Here is a 16,146-nt window from a genome sequence, read left to right on the forward strand (position 1 = left end):
CAGGGAGACTCATCGATGCCGCACGTGACGCTGGAAGACGTGGCCAGAGCGGCCGACGTCTCACTGGCCACCGCCTCCCGGGCGCTCAACGGGCGGCGGGTCACCCCGCACCTGCACGACCGCGTCCTGGCCGCCGCCGCGCGGCTCGCGTACACCCCGAACGCCCACGCCCGCGCGCTGGCCGGCGCGTCGCACCGCAGCGTCGGCGTGATCTGCCACGACGTCACCGACCCCTACTTCGCCGCCGTCGCCGGCGGCGTCATGCGGGTCGCCGCCGACAACGACCTGCTGGTCATGCTCGCCAGCACGTTCCGCGACCCGGAACGCGAGATCGCGTACGTGTCGATGCTGCGCGCCGAACGCGCCCCGGCCATCCTGCTCATCGGCTCCGGCTTCGAGGACCCGCGCTGGGATCGCGCGCTGGCCGCCGAGCTGACGCCCTACCTCGACGGCGGCGGCCGGGTCGCCGTGGTCAGCCGGCACCGCAACCTGAAGGTCGACAGCGTCCTGCCGGAGAACCGGGCCGGGGCCGCCGCGCTGGCCCGCGCGCTGCTCGGCCTCGGGCACCGCCGCTTCGCCGTGCTCTCCGGCCCGTCCGAGCTCACCACCGTCGCCGACCGGTTCGGCGGGTTCCGCGACGAGCTGGCCGCCGCCGGCGTGACGCTGTCCCCGGCGGCGGTGGCCGAGGCGGAGTTCACCCGCGACGGCGGCTACCAGGCGATGACCGAGCTGCTCGGCCGTGGCCTCGACGCCACCTGCGTGTTCGCGCTCACCGACGTGATGGCCGTCGGCGCGTACGCGGCGCTGCGCGACCACGGGCTGTCCGTGCCCGGCGACATCTCGGTGGCGGGCTTCGACGACATCCCGATCGTCCGCGACCTCACCCCGCCGCTGACCACAGTGGCGCTGCCGCTGCGCCAGCTCGGCGAGAAGGCGATGGAGCTGGCGCTCACCGAGAACCCGGGCCGCCGCCGGCGGATCACCCGCCTGCCCGCGGAGGTGGTGCTGCGGGCCAGCACCGCGCCGGCCCGCGCCTGAACCCGGCCGGTAGGGTGCCCGTCATGATCGAGGATGCCCCGTGCCGCTGACGAACCCCTGGCTGACCGGGCCGGCGCCGACGAGGAAGCTGGACCGGGACCGCCTGGCCGAACGCATCCTCAACCTGCTGTCGTCGCAGAACATGTGCGTGCTCGCCACAGTCGGGCCGGACGGCCCGCTGGCCACGCCGGTGCGCTACTACCCGCTCGACTTCACGCTGATGTTCACCGCCGCGCCGCGCTCGCCGAAGATGCGCAACATCGCCGCCGACCCGCGCGTGTCGGTCGGCGTCTTCGCGCCGCTGGTCGGGCTGGCCAGCAGCCGCGGCGCGCAGGTGTTCGGCACTGCCCGGGTGCTCGGGCCGGAGCATCCGGACCGGGCCCACCACTGGGCCGCGTTCCGCTGGGAGAGCGAACACGCCGAGCGCGGCCGGTCACTGGCCGAGCCGCCCGAGGACCCGCTCGTCGTGATCGAGGCCGACCGGATCGTCTACACCGAACACTGGCTGCGTCGCGAGGGCTACGCCCCACGTCAGCACTGGCGTCGCTGACGCCGCCCGCCGCACCGATCCCGCTACCGGCCGGCGGGGGAGCGGGTGGCGCGCAGCAGATTGCCGGCCAGCCGCAGGTCCGCGCCCTCGACCCGGGCCAGCACGTCGATCCGCTCCACCGTGACGTGTGACCACAGCGGCTCCGGGAACGCCGCGCGCAGGGCGTCGGCGTCCAGACCCCAGCCCTGGCCCGCCTCCGGCGACACCGCCAGCACGAACACCGCCCCGCCGGGCGCGGTCAGGCGCGGCAGCAGCGCCAGGTAGTCGCGTACGGCGGCGCCCCGCCGGTCCAGCGAGTGCAGCAGCCCGGAGTCGAACACCGAGTCGTACGGCACCGGCGGCACCGGGATCGCCGTGGCGTCGCACACCTCGAAACGCGCCGGCAGTCCCGCCTCGGCGGCCCGGGCCCGCGCCTGACCGATCGCCACCGCCGAGATGTCGACACCCGTCACGTCGAGACCGCGGCGGGCAAGCGCGAGCGCCAACTCCCCGGTGCCGCAGCCCACGTCGAGCACGCGCCGCCCGCGTACCCCGGTGTCGAGGACCGCGGCGAGCGCCGGCTGCGGACCGCCGATCTCCCACGGCGGCCGTTCGGCGTCCCGGTAGAGGCGGTCGTAGTGGACGTCGTCCGGCTCGTCGGTCATCGCGTACCCCCTCGGTCGGCGCGGCCACCCCCGAGCGTGTCACGCCCGGCGGCCGTCCGTGCCCCGCCGGGGGTCAGAACCGCAGGCGGCGCAGGTAGCGGTAGCCGACCTCAGCGGTCCGTTGCGGCGTCACGTCCGGCGTGTCGTTCTCCACGATGTACTCCAGCACCTGGTGCCCACGGAAGATCCGCGCGAAGTCGATCATCCCGGTGCCCAGGTCGGCCATGTCGCCGGTGGCCGGGTCGCGGTCCTTGACGTGGTACTGCAGGACCCGCTGCGGCGCCGAGCGGATCACGTCGAGCGTGAAGCCCTCCGGGTCGGCGACGCCCTCGCCGGAGGTGATGCCGCCGGTGACCGCCCAGTAGATGTCGATCTCCAGGTGCACCAGGCGCGGGTCGAGTTCCTCGGTCAGCACGTCCCACGGCCGGCGGCCGTTGCCGAAGTCGATGGTGAACTCGTGCGCGTGGTTGTGGTAGCCGTACCGCAGACCCGCCTTGCGCGCGGCGGCGGCCTCGACGTTCATCTGCTCCGCCCAGCGCTTCCAGTCGTCCTCGCGGTCGGAGTTCAGGTACGGCACCACCATGAACCGCTGGCCCAGCGTACGGGCGTCGGCGATCTTCTGCTCCAGCCCGGCGGCGTCGGCGGCGATGCCGTCGTGGCTGGAGCTGGCCTTGATGCCGATGCCGTCCAGGAAGCGGCGCAACTCCCGGGCGGTACGGCCGAAGTAGCCGAGCGCCAGCTCGACCCGGGGGTAGCCGATGCGGGCCAGGTGCGCCAGCGTCGCGTCGTAGCCGGGGGAGCCGTTGAGCGCGTCGCGGACCGTCCAGAGCTGGAGGCTGATCAACTCCTTCGGCACCGGACGCCGGCCGTGGTGGTGCCCGCCGGCCTGGGCGGCCGTCGCGCCCAGCCCGGTGGCGAGCCCGATCCCGGCGAGCGCCGCCAGGGAGCCGCGCAGCAGGCCACGCCGGTCAAGTGACTGTTGCAGCGCGGCGTGTCCGTCATGTCCGTAGCACATGGTCGCACTCCTTCGTCGCCTGTGCGCTGACGCTACAAAAGCCATGTCGATATGTCTATGGCTTCTGGTGCTCTGAATCGAACTTTCGGTCGATGCTGCGGAAAGTGGGGGGCTGCGTGTCGCCGGTGCCGCGTGGCAGGCTCGGGGAGTGGCCGCATACGACGTCGCCCTCGTCCTGCTCGTCGACCGGACCGGCGCGATCCTCATGCAGCACCGCGACGGCAACGCGCCGGTGTCTCCGTACCAGTGGAGCCTGCCCGGCGGCAGCATCGAACCCGGCGAGACACCGGAGCAGGCCGCCCGGCGCGAGCTACTGGAGGAGACCGGGCTGACCGCCGGGGAGCTGCACCTGCTGTGGAGCGGCCCCCGCCCGCACGAGGACGGCTTTGCCCACACGGTCACCGTGTACGTCTTCCGTGGCACCACCGACGCGCGCCAGGAGGACGTGGTGCTCGGCGAGGGACAGGCGATGGTCTTCGTGCCCCGCGACGAGGTGCTCGACCGCGACCTGGCGGTGAGCGCGGCGAAGGTGCTGCCGCTGCACCTCGCGGAGACCGCCTAGCCCTCGGTCAGCGCCCCGGCGAACACACCGGCGAACCGGGGGAGCAGCTCGTCGTCCGGCAGATGGTGCGGGTTGATCTCGGTGACCGACAACCCGGCGAACTTCGGGCTCGCCACCAGCTCCGCCAGCGTCGCCGCCGCCTCGCCCAGGCTCAGCCCGGACGGCTCCGGCACGTCCGCCAGCGGCGCGTCCACGAAACGCAGCACGTCCACGTCGAAGTGCACCACGAACGCCTCGGCCGCGCCCTCGGCCACCGCCCGGGCCCGGCGCGCCGCCGCCCGCGCGTCGGCGTGCACCTCATCGGCGGGCACGTATGCCAGCCCCAGTTCCGCCACCAGGTCCCGCTCGTGGTCACCCCGGGGCAGCGAGTCCCCGTACACCACCACCCGCTGCGGGGACAGCAGCGGCACCACCGGCCCGACGCCCGCCACCTCGGGCAGCGTTCCCGGCAGGCCCAGCATGTGCGCCAGCCCCATCGCATCCAGGTTGCCGTTCGCGCGGGTCTCCGGCGTGTAGAGATCCGGGCCGCCGTCCACGTACACCAGCGCGGGCGACATCCCGGCCCGCGCGCACCCGGCGACCAGGCCGACAGTCACGGTGCAGTCGCCGCCGAGCACCAGCGGCACGCGGCCCCGGCCCAGCGCGCCCGCGACCCGGTCGGCCACCGCCGACGCGACGGCGGCCACCGCGCCCGCGTTCTGCCCCCTCGGGTACGCCGGATCGGGCCGCCACCGGAAGCCCGGCACGTCACCGCAGTCCTCGACGTCCGCCCCGTCGCGCAACAGGTCGAGCAGGCCGGCGGCACGCAGGGCGGCCGGGGCGCGCTCGACACCCGGGGTGTGCGCGCCGGCGCTCGACGGCGCGCCGACGACCGTCCACTGACGATGATCCATCGCCCCACCCTAACCGCGTGTTTCAGCGCAGCACGAGCAGATCGAGGGCGTCGACGACCGGGCCGTCGACCGTCCTTGCTGCCTCGCGTAGCCGCTGGATGCCGGCGGCGTACTCCGCATCGGTGATGAGCTGAAGCGGCGTGTGCGCCTCCCGGCGCAGGCCGGCCGCCGCCTCCCGCAGCGAGGGTGCGGTGACCTGCGGGACCGCCTCGACCGCCGCGGTGGCGAAGCCGGCGGCGGCGAAGGCGGCCCCGACGTCGGCGATGCTCGGGTACGTGTCCAGCACGCGGACCGCCTCCGGGAAGTAGTCGAACAGCGTGATCGCCTCGTGCCGTCCGGCGAACGCGGACCGGATGAGCACCGGGGCGCCGGGACGCAGCACCCGGCGCAGCTCGCGTGCCGTCGCGGCCAGGTCGGGCACGTGGTGGATGACCGTGGACAGCCAGGCGCCGTCGACACTGCCGCCGGCCAGAGGGAGGTGCCCGGCGTCGCCTGCGACGAGCGGCGCGAACACACAGCGGGCGCGCATCGCCGCCGACGGCTCGACGGCGACCACCTCGACGCCGGGAAACCAGTCGGTGAACGCGCGTGCCCAGCTACCCGTCCCGGCACCCAGGTCGAGCAGTCGCATCCCGGAGCGCGGGGTGAGATGCCGGGCGACGGCGGCCCGCCAGGCCGTGAGGCCGTCGTCGGTGAGGTGCCGGGTCGCGGCGAACGCCTCGGCGTCAGCGTCGTGGTACGCAATGCGGGCCATACTCGACAGCCAACTCCCCGGCGGGCCGCCGAGGCAAGACACTGTGGCGGATCGGGCTCGGCTTCGGAGAGGGACAGGGGTGCGATATTGGATCCACCTCGAGGGCGAGCTGCCGGCGGACGCCCTCCGCCGGTTCCTGCTGACGGAGTACGGCGTCGCGCCGGAGAGCGTGTACGTCGGTCGGGTCGAGGACCGGGCCGTGGACGATCCGCGCCCGGTGGCGATGCTGACGCCGCCCGACGCGGACGAGGGATTCGGCTGGATCGTCACCGGCGACACCGAACTGGCCGCCGCCACCGACCACGGCGAGCGTGAACTCGCGGTCACCCTCGCCCGCGAGTTCGGCGTACGGGCGCTCGTCGACGACGGCGGTATCCACCCCGACCGGTGGGTGCTGGTGAGCACCGACGGCAGCAGCGGCCGGGTGCTGACCGACTCCGACGCCGCCGCCGACGGGGACCTGCGAATCGTGCACGCGCTCGAACCGATCAGCGGGGAGCCGCAGCTCGCCGTCGTACCGCCGCCGGACTGGGCTCGCGACCGGTGACCCGGCCGTGCCCCGAACCGGCAATTCCCAGGGAATTATGAACCGCCGAGCTGCTCGTAGATCGTCTCGAGGCCGCGTTCCACGCGGATCAGCGAGCCGAGCCATGCACGGGTCTCGGCGTCCGTCGAGTACAGGATCGTGCCGCGCATGCCTCGCGTCATCAGCACCTTGTAGGTGTTACGGATCAGGCGGTCCGCCTCCGCGTCACTGAGCGACTTGCGGCTACGGAAAGCCGGATCCTTCGACTCCGCCCGCTGGGTGACGAGCCGTCCGCCCCGGGCGACCAGGTCGGGTCCGAGGATGACACCGGACCACTCGTACTCGAAGCCCTGTGCGGTGTACACGCAACCGACCTGGCCGAAACCGTGCGAGTCGGTGGCCCAGAACGCGCTGCCCGGCGCGTCGCCGACGCTGCGGTCGCTCTTGACGTTCCAGGGACGCGCCCAATCACCGATCCGTACGTCGGCCACCAGCGAGTCGTCCGGCCGTGGATCGCTCCACGGCCAGCAGTAGCCGGCCGACATGCGCGCCGTCTCCCCGGCTTCCTGCTTCACGGCCAGGAAAGCCTCCATCTCCTCCGGCGAATCCGCCAGCCGCAGGTCGAAGCGTCCGTCTCCGGCCCACACCGACGGCTTGCCGCCGTCGAGGCCGAGCAGGTCGACGACCCACTCCTCGTACGCCTCACTGCCGCCGCACCGGAACTGGTCGTGCAGTGACACCACCTCGATGTCCAGATCGAGCTGTTTCGCGTACGTGGAGATGACGTCGACGTTCCCCAGCTCGCCCGGCTTGACCACCTGGTGCTCGTCGAGCAGGAAGACCGGTACCCGGGCCGCGGCGATGAGTTCATCGATCTGCGGCCGGGCACGGTCCCGCTTCGCCTTCGGGGTGAACCGGTTGACCGACGTCTCCCTGATCCGGTGCGCCTCGTCGCAGATCAGCACGTCGAGGCCGTTCCGCTCGGCGGTCATGAAGCTGTTGAAGTAACCGAACAGGTTCTTCAACCGGGTGGAGCCCTTGCCCGCGTAACGCCGCAGCGTCTGGGTAAACGAGCGGGAGCCCGTGGCGTGCATGACCGAGCGCTGCTGCCGGGCGAGCTCACCGAGCACCGAGAGTGCGATGACGCTCTTGCCGCTGCCCGGTCCGCCGGCGACCACCACTACCGACTTGCGGTCGGCGCTGCGCGCACGCTCCACGGCGTGCAGCACCAGTTCGTACGCCAGGCGCTGCTCGTCGAGCAGGGTGAAGTGGGACCGGTCCTTCAGCTCGGCGGCGGCGTAGGACAACAGGCGCTTGCTGGGGCGTACCGAACTGGTGAGGAAGCGATCCGCGGCGGCCGCGCCGGAGCCGGGGGCCAGGTGGCTGCGCAGGTAGTCGAGGAACCGGCCGCGGCGCTGCTTGGTGAAGATCCGGCTCTGCTCCGTCGCCCGCCGGGCGAAGAGGTCGTCGACGTCGCGGTCGACGGCGTTGTGCAGGTAGGCGGCCCCGACGATCGGGTTGTGCGAATGGGCGAGCACCCCGAGGAAGTCCGCGAGGTATTCGCAGTAGTCCTCGACCTGCACGCCTGGATGCAGCCGAGGGGCGGCGGCGTGCTCGACCAGGACCAGGCTCTCGGAACCCTCGTACGACTCGACCCGGGACCACTGCTTCAGCTCCACCACGACGTAGGAGTCCTCGGCCGTCTTCGGATGCGTTCCGGCGAGGACGACGTCGATCCGCTTGCTGGTCAGCGGGAGCTGGTACTCCACCAGCATCTCGACCTGGCCCAGACCCGCGTCGGCGAGATCCTGGGCTAGCACCGGCAGGCTCCGCTCCCAGGACCGCCGTTCGGAGGCGCTCACGTTGTGCCCGATGTGCTCCGCGATCCGGTCGGCGAGGGCGCCACCGGCCGCGTAGCGCAGCAGTCCGTCGGCGGAGGTGCGAAAGGCTGACACGACTTGCCCCCGGGCAGCACGAAATGATCGTGCGCATGGGGGGCGTGTCCGGCGACGACCGGAAGCCCGTCGTTACGCGCTTGTACGGGTGGACTGTAGCGGAGAGATCATCCGCATGGCACGCCCTGCTACCGCTTGGCCGCGGAGCCTCTGACATCCTCGGCGGGATAGCGGACGGCGACCTCGGTCAACTTGGCGAGGGCGGCCTCCGTCAGGTCGATGTCGAGGACGTCTGCCAGCCTCGTCAGGTAGATCATGACGTCGCCGATCTCCGCTCGCACGCGTGCGCCCGCCTCGCGGTCGTCCATCACCGTGGCGGCCTGCTCCGGGGTCAGCCACTGGAACTCGGCGACCAGTTCCCCGACCTCGCCGGCCAGTGCCATCGCGAGGTTTTTCGGCGTGTGGAACTGCTGCCAGTCTCGTTCCTCCGCGAACGCCCGAACGCGGGCCGTCAAGTCCTCCATCCCCGCAGTCTGACACCGCTCTCGGTAGCCCGAGAACGGGCTTCGCCCCACTACCTGCGGCGGCGAGCGCCCGGATCTCCGCGGCTTCCCCCGTGGCGGTGCCGGCGTCGGCGAAGGGGAGGATGTCGTGGTTGGTGCGCGGGGCCTGCGCGGACATCGATCATCGTCGACCGAGGGTCAGCATCGCGAGCGTGCGCCACGTAGGGTGGGCTTCGGACGTCTCCCCGTAACCGGAGTGCATCTTGAGCCTGAAGTACTACCTCTACCTGTCGCATCTCAAGATCGGACTCCTGGCGGCACAGGTCGCCTCCTCCGCGCAGCACGAGACCGAGCTCGCCGTGGACCTGAAGGTCGTCCGCTACAGCCGCAAGGCGGTGCTGCCCGAGCGCCACGACCTCGACAAGCTGGAGAAGGTCATCCGGCACCTGCAGGACGCCGACCAGATCGGCGCCGCGGACGAGGAACGCCCCTACATCCAGGCCTGCCTGGAGATGCGCTGGCAGGTCTTCCCCACCGCCGGCATCGTGGTCTTCGCGGGGATGCTCGACGACCAGGTCATCGTCCTCGGCGGGTCGGCGTCGCACGTGGTCGGTGGAGGTGACACCGAACCGGTCGGATCGGTCCCGCCGTACCTGTTCCGCAAGCTCCAGGAATTGCGAGCCGACCCGGGCGAGTTCGACGACGAGCGCTTCCACGAGTCGCTGGCGCAGATCGGGGCCGCGCTCCCGGGGCCGGCGCAACGGGTCGAGTTCGTCGCGAAGCGACTTGCCGAGAAACCGGGCCCGGACGGCACGCTGCTGGGCAGCCCGATCTACGTGGCGCTCGTCGACTAGGGCCTCGGCGTGGACGCGGGGCAGGTCATCCGGTGGCGGCCGGGGGAGACCGTCCTCGACACGTTCCGCATCGAGGAGGTCGTCGAGACCGGCGGCACCGGGTTCGTGTACCGCGCCCATCACCTCGCCTGGGGCGTCGACCTCGCGGTGAAGACGCCGCGCCCCGACCTGGCCTCGGCGCCCGGGATCCTCGATCTGCTCGCGCAGGAGGCGCAGGCCTGGACCGATCTCGATCCCCATCCGAACGTGGTCGGCTGCAACTACGTGCAGCGCGTCGGCGCGTACCCGGTGATCTTCGCCGAATGGGTCGCGGGCGGTGACCTGACCGCGGCGGTCCGGGACGGGCGGTGCCGCGACCTCCCGCGGGCCCTGGACGTCGCGATCCAGATGCTGCGCGGCATCGGCCACGCGCACGCGGCAGGTCTGGTGCATCAGGACATCAAGCCCTCAAACGTCATGTATGACGGCGAGACGGCGAGGGTGACCGACTTCGGCACGGCCAAGGCGAAGGCGTCCGTCTCCGCGCTCCCGCAGGGTGGCGACGAGATTTCGTACGCGACGCTCGGCGGCTTCACACCGCAGTACTGCTCGCCGGAACAGGTCGATCCGGAGGGCCGGATCGGCCGGGCCAGCGACATGTGGTCCTGGGCGCTGACGGTGATCGAGCTGCTGCACGGGCGCCGGCTCTGGAAGTGGGGACACGACGGTGCGGATGCGCTGGCGTCGCTACGCGGCGATCTCCCGCGGCCGCTGCGCGACCTCCTGTCCGGTTGCCTGGTGCGCGACCCCCGGTCGAGGGTCGGCGACATCGCCGAGGCGGAGGCCGTCCTGCTCAGCGTCTACGCGGACTGCGCATCTGGTCCCTACCCGCGCCCCGACGAGGTGTCGCCGTCTCTCCAGGCCGACGGCTTGTCCAACAAGGCGCTGTCCCTGTGGGACCTCGGCGACCAACGCCGCGCGATCGAGATGTTCGAGCGGGCCAAGGCGATCGACCCGCACAACGTCCGCGCGGTCTACAACCACGGGCTCCTCAAATGGGCCGACGGCCTGGTCACCGACGAGATCCTCCTGTCGGAACTGCGCGCCACGGGCGACTCCTGGGAGGCGGACTACCTGGCCGCGATGGTGCACATGGAACGCGGTGACGGCGTCCTCGCGGCCCGGCACCTGGCTGAGGCGGACCGCAAGCATCCGGGATCGCCGGAGATCGCGGCCGCGCGGGAGCGCTGTGCCCGACTGGAGCCGAGGGGCACGCTCGAGGTGTTCGGGCAGCTGTCCGGCCAGGTCGTCGCGATGGCCTGCGATCACGACGCGACACACGTGGTGGTGGCCGAGAGGTCAGGGCGGGTGCGGGTCTGGGACGCCTTCGCGGGCCGGGTGGTCGCGGAACTCGCCGCCTCCGGCCCGGCTCCCGTCGACGTCGCGATCGACCACGCCGGAGCGCGGATCCTCGTCTGCTACCAGGACTCCCGCGTCGAACGGTGGCGGCTAGCCGGCGGCACGGCCCACCTCGAAGGCCGGCTGGACGGAGGAACAGCCGTGGCGCTCAGCCCCGAGGGTGGCTTCGCGGCTGTGGGTACGGCCGACGGCCGCGTCCTCGTCTTCCGCACCGACGCGTGGGAGCCGGTCGCCGGCATCCGCCCCCACGACGGCACTGTCACCCGGGTGATCCTCGGCCCGGACGCCGAGGTCTGCGTCTCCGCCTCACTGGGCCGTCCCGGCTCCGCCGTCGACCACCGGGTGGAGCAGTGGTGGCCCCTGCGGGACACGAGGATGCGGGGCCTGCACATACCCACCGACGAGATGGACGGCGACGGCCAGAAGGTCGCCCTGGCGCCGGACGGGTCGACCGTCCTGAGAACCGGCTACCAGTCCCTGACAGTGGTGGACATGCGGGTCTGGGACGAACCGCGACGGTGGGAGATCCCCTGGCTGACCGGATACCGCATGCTCGGCGTCTCCGGCCGGGCCGGCTGGGCTCTGCTCGACCCCGGGACCGGAGACCTTCAGGTCCTCGAACTCGCCATCCGCCGATGCGTCCGCACCTTCCCGAAGGACTGGGCGCGGGGCTCACGCCGCGACGCGACGGCGTTCAGCGGGGACTGCGGCTACGCCGTCATCGCCGAATCGCACGGCTACAGTGGCCAGACCTCGCTCTCCCGACTTCCCATGCCACTCAGCGGACACCTCGCTCCGCGGTCGTACGCGCCGCCCCGCCCGGTCGGTGTCCTCGCGCGCGACGAGCGGGCGTTCGACCAGGTCATGGAGCGCGTCGAGGCGATGATCGCGGCCGGAGAGGATCGGCGCGCAGCGGACGCGATCCGCGAGGCGCGTGCCGTTCCCGGCCACGAACGTCATCCGCGGCTACGCCGGGCCTCCAGGGCCCTGGGCCGGAACCTGCGGCGCACCGGACTGACCGGCATCTGGCTGGAGCAGGAGCTGTCCGATGTCATGCTCACCCGTGGCACCTTCGACATCGGCGCCTCCGGCCGGTTGTTCGCCTTCCCCGCCAATGTCGACGAGGTCGAGATCTTCGACCTGGAGACGCTGGAGAAGGCAGGCGGGGTCACCGAGCGGCGGAACCCGGCCGTCAGCCTGTCCTTCGCCAGGGGCGGCCGGGACGTGATCATCGGCTACTCGGACGGATCGGTGGCCTGCCACGACACCAGGACGTTCGAGCCCCGGTTCAAGGTGGCCGGCGCCCTGCGTCGCGACGACGGGAACACCACGCTCGACATCTCGGGCGACCTGTTGGCGGTCGGCTTCGGCCACGGGTTGGCGACGGTGTGGTCGCTGGAGGCGGCTGCCTGCGTCGCGACGGTCCGCACCGGACCCGGCACGATCGTCGGCGTCACGGCCGACGAGGCGTCCCGCTCGATCGCCGTGCAGCTGCGAACGCACGATACGGCCGCCGTGGAGGTCCGGTCGATGGACACCGGAAAGCCCGTGAAGACCTTTGCGGACGTCGACCCGCACACGGAGATCCGGTTCGCCTCCGGGATGCTGCTGCTGGCCGGGATGACCCGCCTGACCGCGTGGCGACCGGGTGACAGGCGCCCGTCGTACCAGCTCGACCGGGTCAAGCACAGCTCGTCGGCGGCGTTGGCCTTCACGGACTCCCGCCGGCTCGCCGTCATCGCCGGGCTGACCGGCTTCGTCGTATGGGACGCCGCGAGCGGAGAGCCGGTGTTCGACGGGAGGGCTCTCGACGACCCGGCTGGACGCCTCTCCGGGGTCGAGGAGGTGGTGGTCTCGCCCGACGGGAGGTTCGCGGTGGCCGGAGACCCGGGAGAGCAAACCGTCGACGTCTGGGACCTGCGCGCCGGACGCCGGATCCGCTCACTGCACGGTCACCACGCCCAGGTCACAGCGATACGCGCCGACGACGCGTTCGGCACCGTCGTCACCGGCGACCACCAGGGCAATGTCCGCATCTGGGGCCTCGATTGGGACTACGGAGAGTGATCCGATGAGGGGACGGCGCCAGCGCGATGAACTGCGAGCCGCGTTCCTGGCCAACCGGGAGCGCGTCAGAACCTGGCTCGACGCCTGGGAGATTCCCGAAGTCGTGTGGACCGACGAGTTCAACGAGATCCCTCTGCCCTGGGTCGTGCGGGAGCAGGACAGGGAGAGCTGGCTCAAGCGCCACGCACCCTTCCTGGACGCGTACGACTGGTTGTTCGTCGGACGGCCGCTGACCCCGGGGGTCCGCGAGGTGCGGGCACTGTGGCACTTCGGGCCGGCACACCGGTTCGCGGAACTCGACCTGACGATCACCAGCGTCTGCGACCCCGAGTACCTGGCGGAGAAGCTGACCCTGGCGGTTCACCACGCCGGCTTGAAGGGCTGGCGTGACACGGACGCGCAGCCGCTCTATCAATGGCTCGTCGAGGGTGTGCACACGATGCCCCTCGGCAACGGCGTGCGGGGCAGCAACCGTTCGGGGTTCGTCCTGTTGCGTTTCACCCGCTTTCCGACCTCCGACGGCGACGTGATCGTGCGTTTGACCGCCGCGGAGACCGATCGCGCCCTGGACGGCTCACCTCTCGACGACGATGGTGTGTCGGTTCCTGGCGGGTAGATCAGGTGACCAGGCCGGTGCGGTACGCGTACACCACCGCCTGCACCCGGTCCCGCAGATCCAGCTTCGTGAGAATCCGCGACACGTACGTCTTCACCGTCTCCTGACTGATCACCAACCGGGCCGCGATCTCGCTGTTCGACAGCCCGTCGGCGATCAGCCGCAGCACCTCCAGCTCACGCGGCGTCAGCCCAACGTCCGCCGGCGCGCCCTCGGCCGGGCGGATTCGCGCCGCGTACCGGCCGACGAGCTGCCGCGTCACCTCGGGCGCCAGCAGCGCGGCGCCGGAGGCGACGGTGCGGATGCCGTGCAGCAGTTGCGCCGGTGGGGCGTCCTTGAGCAGGAATCCGCTCGCGCCGGCGCGCAGCGCCTCGTAGACGTACTCGTCGAGGTTGAACGTCGTCACCACCAGCACCTTGACCGGCTGGGCGATGCCCGCGCCGGCCAGCAGGCGGGTCGCCTTGATGCCGTCGAGCACCGGCATGCGCACGTCCATCACCACCACGTCGGGCCGCAGGCGGCCGGCGAGGTCGACCGCGGCTCGGCCGTCGCCGCACTCGCCCACCGCCGTCATGTCCGGCTGCGCGTCGATGATGGTGGTGAATCCGGTACGGATCAGCGCCTGGTCGTCGCAGACCAGCACCCGGATCGGCGCGGTCACGACGCGCTCCCGGTGGGGATGCGCGCCCGGACGACGAAGCCGTCGCCCGCCCGGCGTCCCGCGTCGAACTCGCCGCCGAGCAACGAGACGCGCTCGCGCAGCCCGGCCAGGCCGCGTCCGCTTCCGCCCGGACCCGCGGCGCGCGGGCCCGGGCCGTCCGTGCTGATCTCCACCGTGATCTCCCGGTCTCCATGGTGTACGTGCACAGCGGTGGGGCGGCCGTGCGCGTGTTTGAGGGCATTGGTGAGCGCCTCCTGCACCACCCGGTACGCGGCCATCTCCGCGCCGCCGGTCACCTCCGCCGGGGTGCCCTGCTGCGTGAACTCCACCGGCTGCCCGGCCTGCCGGGTCTGCTCCACCAGGGCGTGCAGCTCGCCGACCGACGGGGCGCGTGGCTCCGTACCGTGGTCGGGGTTGAGCACGTCGAGCAGCAGCCGCAGGTCGCCGATGGCACGGCGACCGGTGTCGGTGATGGCGGTCAGTGTGGTGTCGAGGCGGTCGGGCGCGGCGGTCAGGTAGCGGGCCGCCTCGGCCTGCACCACCATCGCCGTCACGTGGTGGGTGACCACGTCGTGGAGTTCACCGGCGATGCGGGCGCGTTCGGCGGCGCGGGCGGTGTCGGCGACGTGCCGGCGGCGTTCGGCCTCGGCGAGGCGGTCCTGCCGCAGCCACGACCCGGTGCCCCAGGCGAGCGCCAGCAGCAGGTAGAACGTGGTGAACCCGACCACGCCCTCGGTCGACCCCTGTCGATCCAGCACGACTGCCAGACCGATGTACGCGAGGGAGCCGGCGAGCACCGTCGTACGGCGGCCTCGGTCCAGGTGGGCGCCCGCGCTCACCAGCGCGACGGCGAGCGCGGCGCCCGCGAAGGTGTGGTAGGCGCGCACCTGATCGAGCGCGAAGCCGAGTGACACCAGGGCGAGGGACAGCGCCGGGCGGCTGCGGCGCAGCGCCAGCGGAAGGCACTCCAGGGCGATCACCACCACTGTCAGCGCGTCGAACGGCCGGGCGGGCAGATCGCCGAGCTGCGTACCGATGCCGCGCAGCGGTGGGGTCACTGCTGCGAGCGCGATCACCAGCGCCAGCGGGAGATCCCGGACCGTGACGGGCCAGCGCCGCCACGAGTCCTGGAGCATCCGTCGGGTGATCATCAGGAGACCGTAACGCTCTCCGCCGGGGCCTCGGCCGCGCGGCGGCGCCGCGTCACGATGTGACCACGGCGGTGCGCCAGCCAGAGGAAGACCACTGTCAGCGCCGCCCCGGCAGCCACCGTGTAGAGGCTGCCCTCCGGCCCGAAGTCGCCGCCGCTGAGCAGCGTCGAACCCGACGTGGTGGCGTCCAGCAGACCCGCCGATTCGCCGTTGCCGGAGACGACGACGCCGAAGATGCCGCCGGCGGCGAAGTTCCAGCCGAAGTGCAGGCCGATGGGTACCCACAGGTTTCGATTCGCGGCGTAGCAGGCCGCCAGCATGAACCCGGCCTCGATCGCGATGGCGGTGGCACCCCACAGGCTGGCGTCCGGGTTCAGCAGGTGCATCAGGCCGAACAGTACGCCCGTCAGCAGCAGCGAGAGCCACGTACCGAGCCGTTCCTCGACCAGGCGGAACAGCAGCCCGCGGAACATCAGCTCCTCGGTCACCGCCGCGGCGGCCATGAACCCGACCATGCCCACCGCGCCGGACACCGAGCCGATGCCGTGTACGTGGTAGCCGCCCATGAGGGCGATGTTGCCGATGACCGCCGCGAACATGGCGAACCCGATCAGCACCCCGCGGTTGAGCCGGGCGGCCGCGCCGCTCCGGGCCAGCTCGGTGACCTCGCGCCGTTCGGTACGACGCACCACCCACCCGTACACGATGATCGCGGCCGCGGCGGTCGCGACGCCGAGGATCAGGCTGAGCCCGGCGTTGTCCTGTGCCGCGACGACCGCCTGGCTGCCGACGAGACTGACCGCGACGACGGCCAGGAACTGCTTCACCACACGCATGACGATTCCTTCGGAAGGTCCGCGGCCGGAGCGCCACGGTTCACCTGGAACGCTATGGATTCGCAGGCCGGGAAACGTCACCGTGCGGTGGACACTTGCGGGTAGCTCGCACGGGGGACAGGCGCGGCGGTCGCGGCGTTTCGAGGGCGTGCCCTGAGCAGAACGGCTGGCCTCGCGACGGTC

Annotated in this window: 16 protein-coding genes; 7 read left to right on the top strand and 9 right to left on the bottom strand. The window is 72.0% G+C overall.

The genetic code is table 11. The annotated features are described in order from the left end of the window. Positions 1–15 precede the first annotated feature (15 nt). On the top strand, positions 16–1,038 hold the full coding sequence (locus DQE82_RS23645; protein ID WP_064446046.1) for a LacI family DNA-binding transcriptional regulator: 1,023 nt from the start codon (positions 16–18) through the stop codon (positions 1,036–1,038). A 40-nt stretch (positions 1,039–1,078) separates the two neighbouring features. Beyond that, positions 1,079–1,588 carry a pyridoxamine 5'-phosphate oxidase family protein gene (locus DQE82_RS23650; RefSeq protein ID WP_113973997.1) on the top strand — a complete coding sequence of 170 codons (510 nt, stop codon included), beginning with the start codon at positions 1,079–1,081 and terminating at the stop codon, positions 1,586–1,588. A 23-nt stretch (positions 1,589–1,611) separates the two neighbouring features. Here the strand turns inward: DQE82_RS23650 and DQE82_RS23655 are convergent, their stop codons facing one another. Together DQE82_RS23655 and DQE82_RS23660 are read right to left on the bottom strand one after the other, a co-directional pair. Next, a complete protein-coding gene (locus DQE82_RS23655; RefSeq protein WP_113973999.1) occupies positions 1,612–2,232 on the bottom strand; it encodes a bifunctional 2-polyprenyl-6-hydroxyphenol methylase/3-demethylubiquinol 3-O-methyltransferase UbiG in 621 nt (206 codons plus the stop codon). Positions 2,233–2,305: 73 nt separating this feature from the next. After that, on the bottom strand, positions 2,306–3,247 hold the full coding sequence (locus DQE82_RS23660; RefSeq protein WP_043324227.1) for a sugar phosphate isomerase/epimerase: 942 nt from the start codon (positions 3,245–3,247) through the stop codon (positions 2,306–2,308). Between the two features lie 148 nt (positions 3,248–3,395). On the opposite strand from DQE82_RS23660, the gene DQE82_RS23665 reads away from it, so the two are divergent. Continuing rightward, the gene (locus DQE82_RS23665) at positions 3,396–3,809 is read left to right on the top strand and encodes an NUDIX domain-containing protein (protein WP_043324225.1); all 414 of its coding nucleotides are present in this window, start codon (positions 3,396–3,398) and stop codon (positions 3,807–3,809) included. Here DQE82_RS23665 and DQE82_RS23670 read toward each other — a convergent pair. Together DQE82_RS23670 and DQE82_RS23675 are read right to left on the bottom strand one after the other, a co-directional pair. Further along, positions 3,806–4,702 carry an arginase family protein gene (locus tag DQE82_RS23670; protein ID WP_113974001.1) on the bottom strand — a complete coding sequence of 299 codons (897 nt, stop codon included), beginning with the start codon at positions 4,700–4,702 and terminating at the stop codon, positions 3,806–3,808. The genes DQE82_RS23665 and DQE82_RS23670 overlap by 4 nt on opposite strands. 22 nt (positions 4,703–4,724) lie before the next feature. Further along, complete coding sequence (locus DQE82_RS23675) at positions 4,725–5,456, bottom strand: class I SAM-dependent methyltransferase (protein WP_064446040.1); 732 nt, start codon at positions 5,454–5,456, stop codon at positions 4,725–4,727. A 79-nt stretch (positions 5,457–5,535) separates the two neighbouring features. On the opposite strand from DQE82_RS23675, the gene DQE82_RS23680 reads away from it, so the two are divergent. Next, a complete protein-coding gene (locus tag DQE82_RS23680; protein WP_233514757.1) occupies positions 5,536–6,003 on the top strand; it encodes a hypothetical protein in 468 nt (155 codons plus the stop codon). A gap of 35 nt (positions 6,004–6,038) precedes the next feature. Here the strand turns inward: DQE82_RS23680 and DQE82_RS23685 are convergent, their stop codons facing one another. Both DQE82_RS23685 and DQE82_RS23690 read right to left on the bottom strand, forming a co-directional pair. Then, positions 6,039–7,937, bottom strand: a complete 1,899-nt coding sequence (locus DQE82_RS23685) for a DUF2075 domain-containing protein (protein WP_113974003.1) — start codon at positions 7,935–7,937, stop codon at positions 6,039–6,041. Positions 7,938–8,065: 128 nt separating this feature from the next. After that, positions 8,066–8,401: a nucleotide pyrophosphohydrolase gene (locus DQE82_RS23690; RefSeq protein ID WP_043324216.1), complete on the bottom strand. Its 336-nt coding sequence runs from the start codon at positions 8,399–8,401 to the stop codon at positions 8,066–8,068. 242 nt (positions 8,402–8,643) lie between these two features. Between DQE82_RS23690 and DQE82_RS23695 the strand changes: the two genes are divergently transcribed. Genes DQE82_RS23695 through DQE82_RS23705 form a run of 3 tightly spaced genes read left to right on the top strand, consistent with a single transcriptional unit; the run spans position 8,644 to position 13,315 of the window. Then, positions 8,644–9,234 (top strand): SAVMC3_10250 family protein, encoded by a 591-nt coding sequence (locus tag DQE82_RS23695; protein WP_113974005.1) that lies wholly within the window; start codon positions 8,644–8,646, stop codon positions 9,232–9,234. Positions 9,235–9,243: 9 nt separating this feature from the next. Continuing rightward, entirely contained in the window at positions 9,244–12,699 is a 3,456-nt protein-coding gene (locus DQE82_RS23700; protein WP_113974007.1) for a serine/threonine-protein kinase, read from the top strand. Between the two features lie 4 nt (positions 12,700–12,703). After that, complete coding sequence (locus DQE82_RS23705; protein WP_064446035.1) at positions 12,704–13,315, top strand: hypothetical protein; 612 nt, start codon at positions 12,704–12,706, stop codon at positions 13,313–13,315. 1 nt (position 13,316) lies between these two features. On the opposite strand, the gene DQE82_RS23710 is transcribed toward DQE82_RS23705, so the two are convergent. From DQE82_RS23710 to DQE82_RS23720, 3 genes are read right to left on the bottom strand one after another with little or no spacing between them, the layout of a single operon-like run. Beyond that, positions 13,317–13,976, bottom strand: a complete 660-nt coding sequence (locus DQE82_RS23710; protein ID WP_113974009.1) for a response regulator transcription factor — start codon at positions 13,974–13,976, stop codon at positions 13,317–13,319. Continuing rightward, positions 13,973–15,127, bottom strand: a complete 1,155-nt coding sequence (locus tag DQE82_RS23715; protein WP_113974011.1) for a sensor histidine kinase — start codon at positions 15,125–15,127, stop codon at positions 13,973–13,975. The genes DQE82_RS23710 and DQE82_RS23715 overlap by 4 nt, the downstream gene beginning before the upstream one ends. Next, positions 15,127–15,963, bottom strand: coding sequence for a CPBP family intramembrane glutamic endopeptidase (locus DQE82_RS23720; RefSeq protein WP_113974013.1), 837 nt, complete (start codon positions 15,961–15,963; stop codon positions 15,127–15,129). Before DQE82_RS23720 ends, DQE82_RS23715 begins: the two co-directional genes overlap by 1 nt. Between the last annotated feature and the right edge of the window lie 183 nt (positions 15,964–16,146).

The sequence above is a fragment of the Micromonospora sp. LHW51205 genome (assembly GCF_003315815.1).
Classification (GTDB): Bacteria; Actinomycetota; Actinomycetes; order Mycobacteriales; family Micromonosporaceae; genus Micromonospora; species Micromonospora chalcea.

Excerpts from the sequence above, each read along its gene's own strand:
- DQE82_RS23715 (WP_113974011.1), bottom strand. The coding sequence starts at position 15,127 with ATGATCACCCGACGGATGCTCCAGGACTCGTGGCGGCGCTGGCCCGTC.
- DQE82_RS23720 (WP_113974013.1), bottom strand. The coding sequence starts at position 15,963 with ATGCGTGTGGTGAAGCAGTTCCTGGCCGTCGTCGCGGTCAGTCTCGTC.
- DQE82_RS23645 (WP_064446046.1), top strand. The coding sequence starts at position 16 with ATGCCGCACGTGACGCTGGAAGACGTGGCCAGAGCGGCCGACGTCTCA.
- DQE82_RS23670 (WP_113974001.1), bottom strand. The coding sequence starts at position 4,702 with ATGGATCATCGTCAGTGGACGGTCGTCGGCGCGCCGTCGAGCGCCGGC.
- DQE82_RS23660 (WP_043324227.1), bottom strand. The coding sequence starts at position 3,247 with ATGTGCTACGGACATGACGGACACGCCGCGCTGCAACAGTCACTTGAC.
- DQE82_RS23675 (WP_064446040.1), bottom strand. The coding sequence starts at position 5,456 with ATGGCCCGCATTGCGTACCACGACGCTGACGCCGAGGCGTTCGCCGCG.
- DQE82_RS23655 (WP_113973999.1), bottom strand. The coding sequence starts at position 2,232 with ATGACCGACGAGCCGGACGACGTCCACTACGACCGCCTCTACCGGGAC.
- DQE82_RS23705 (WP_064446035.1), top strand. The coding sequence starts at position 12,704 with ATGAGGGGACGGCGCCAGCGCGATGAACTGCGAGCCGCGTTCCTGGCC.
- DQE82_RS23690 (WP_043324216.1), bottom strand. The coding sequence starts at position 8,401 with ATGGAGGACTTGACGGCCCGCGTTCGGGCGTTCGCGGAGGAACGAGAC.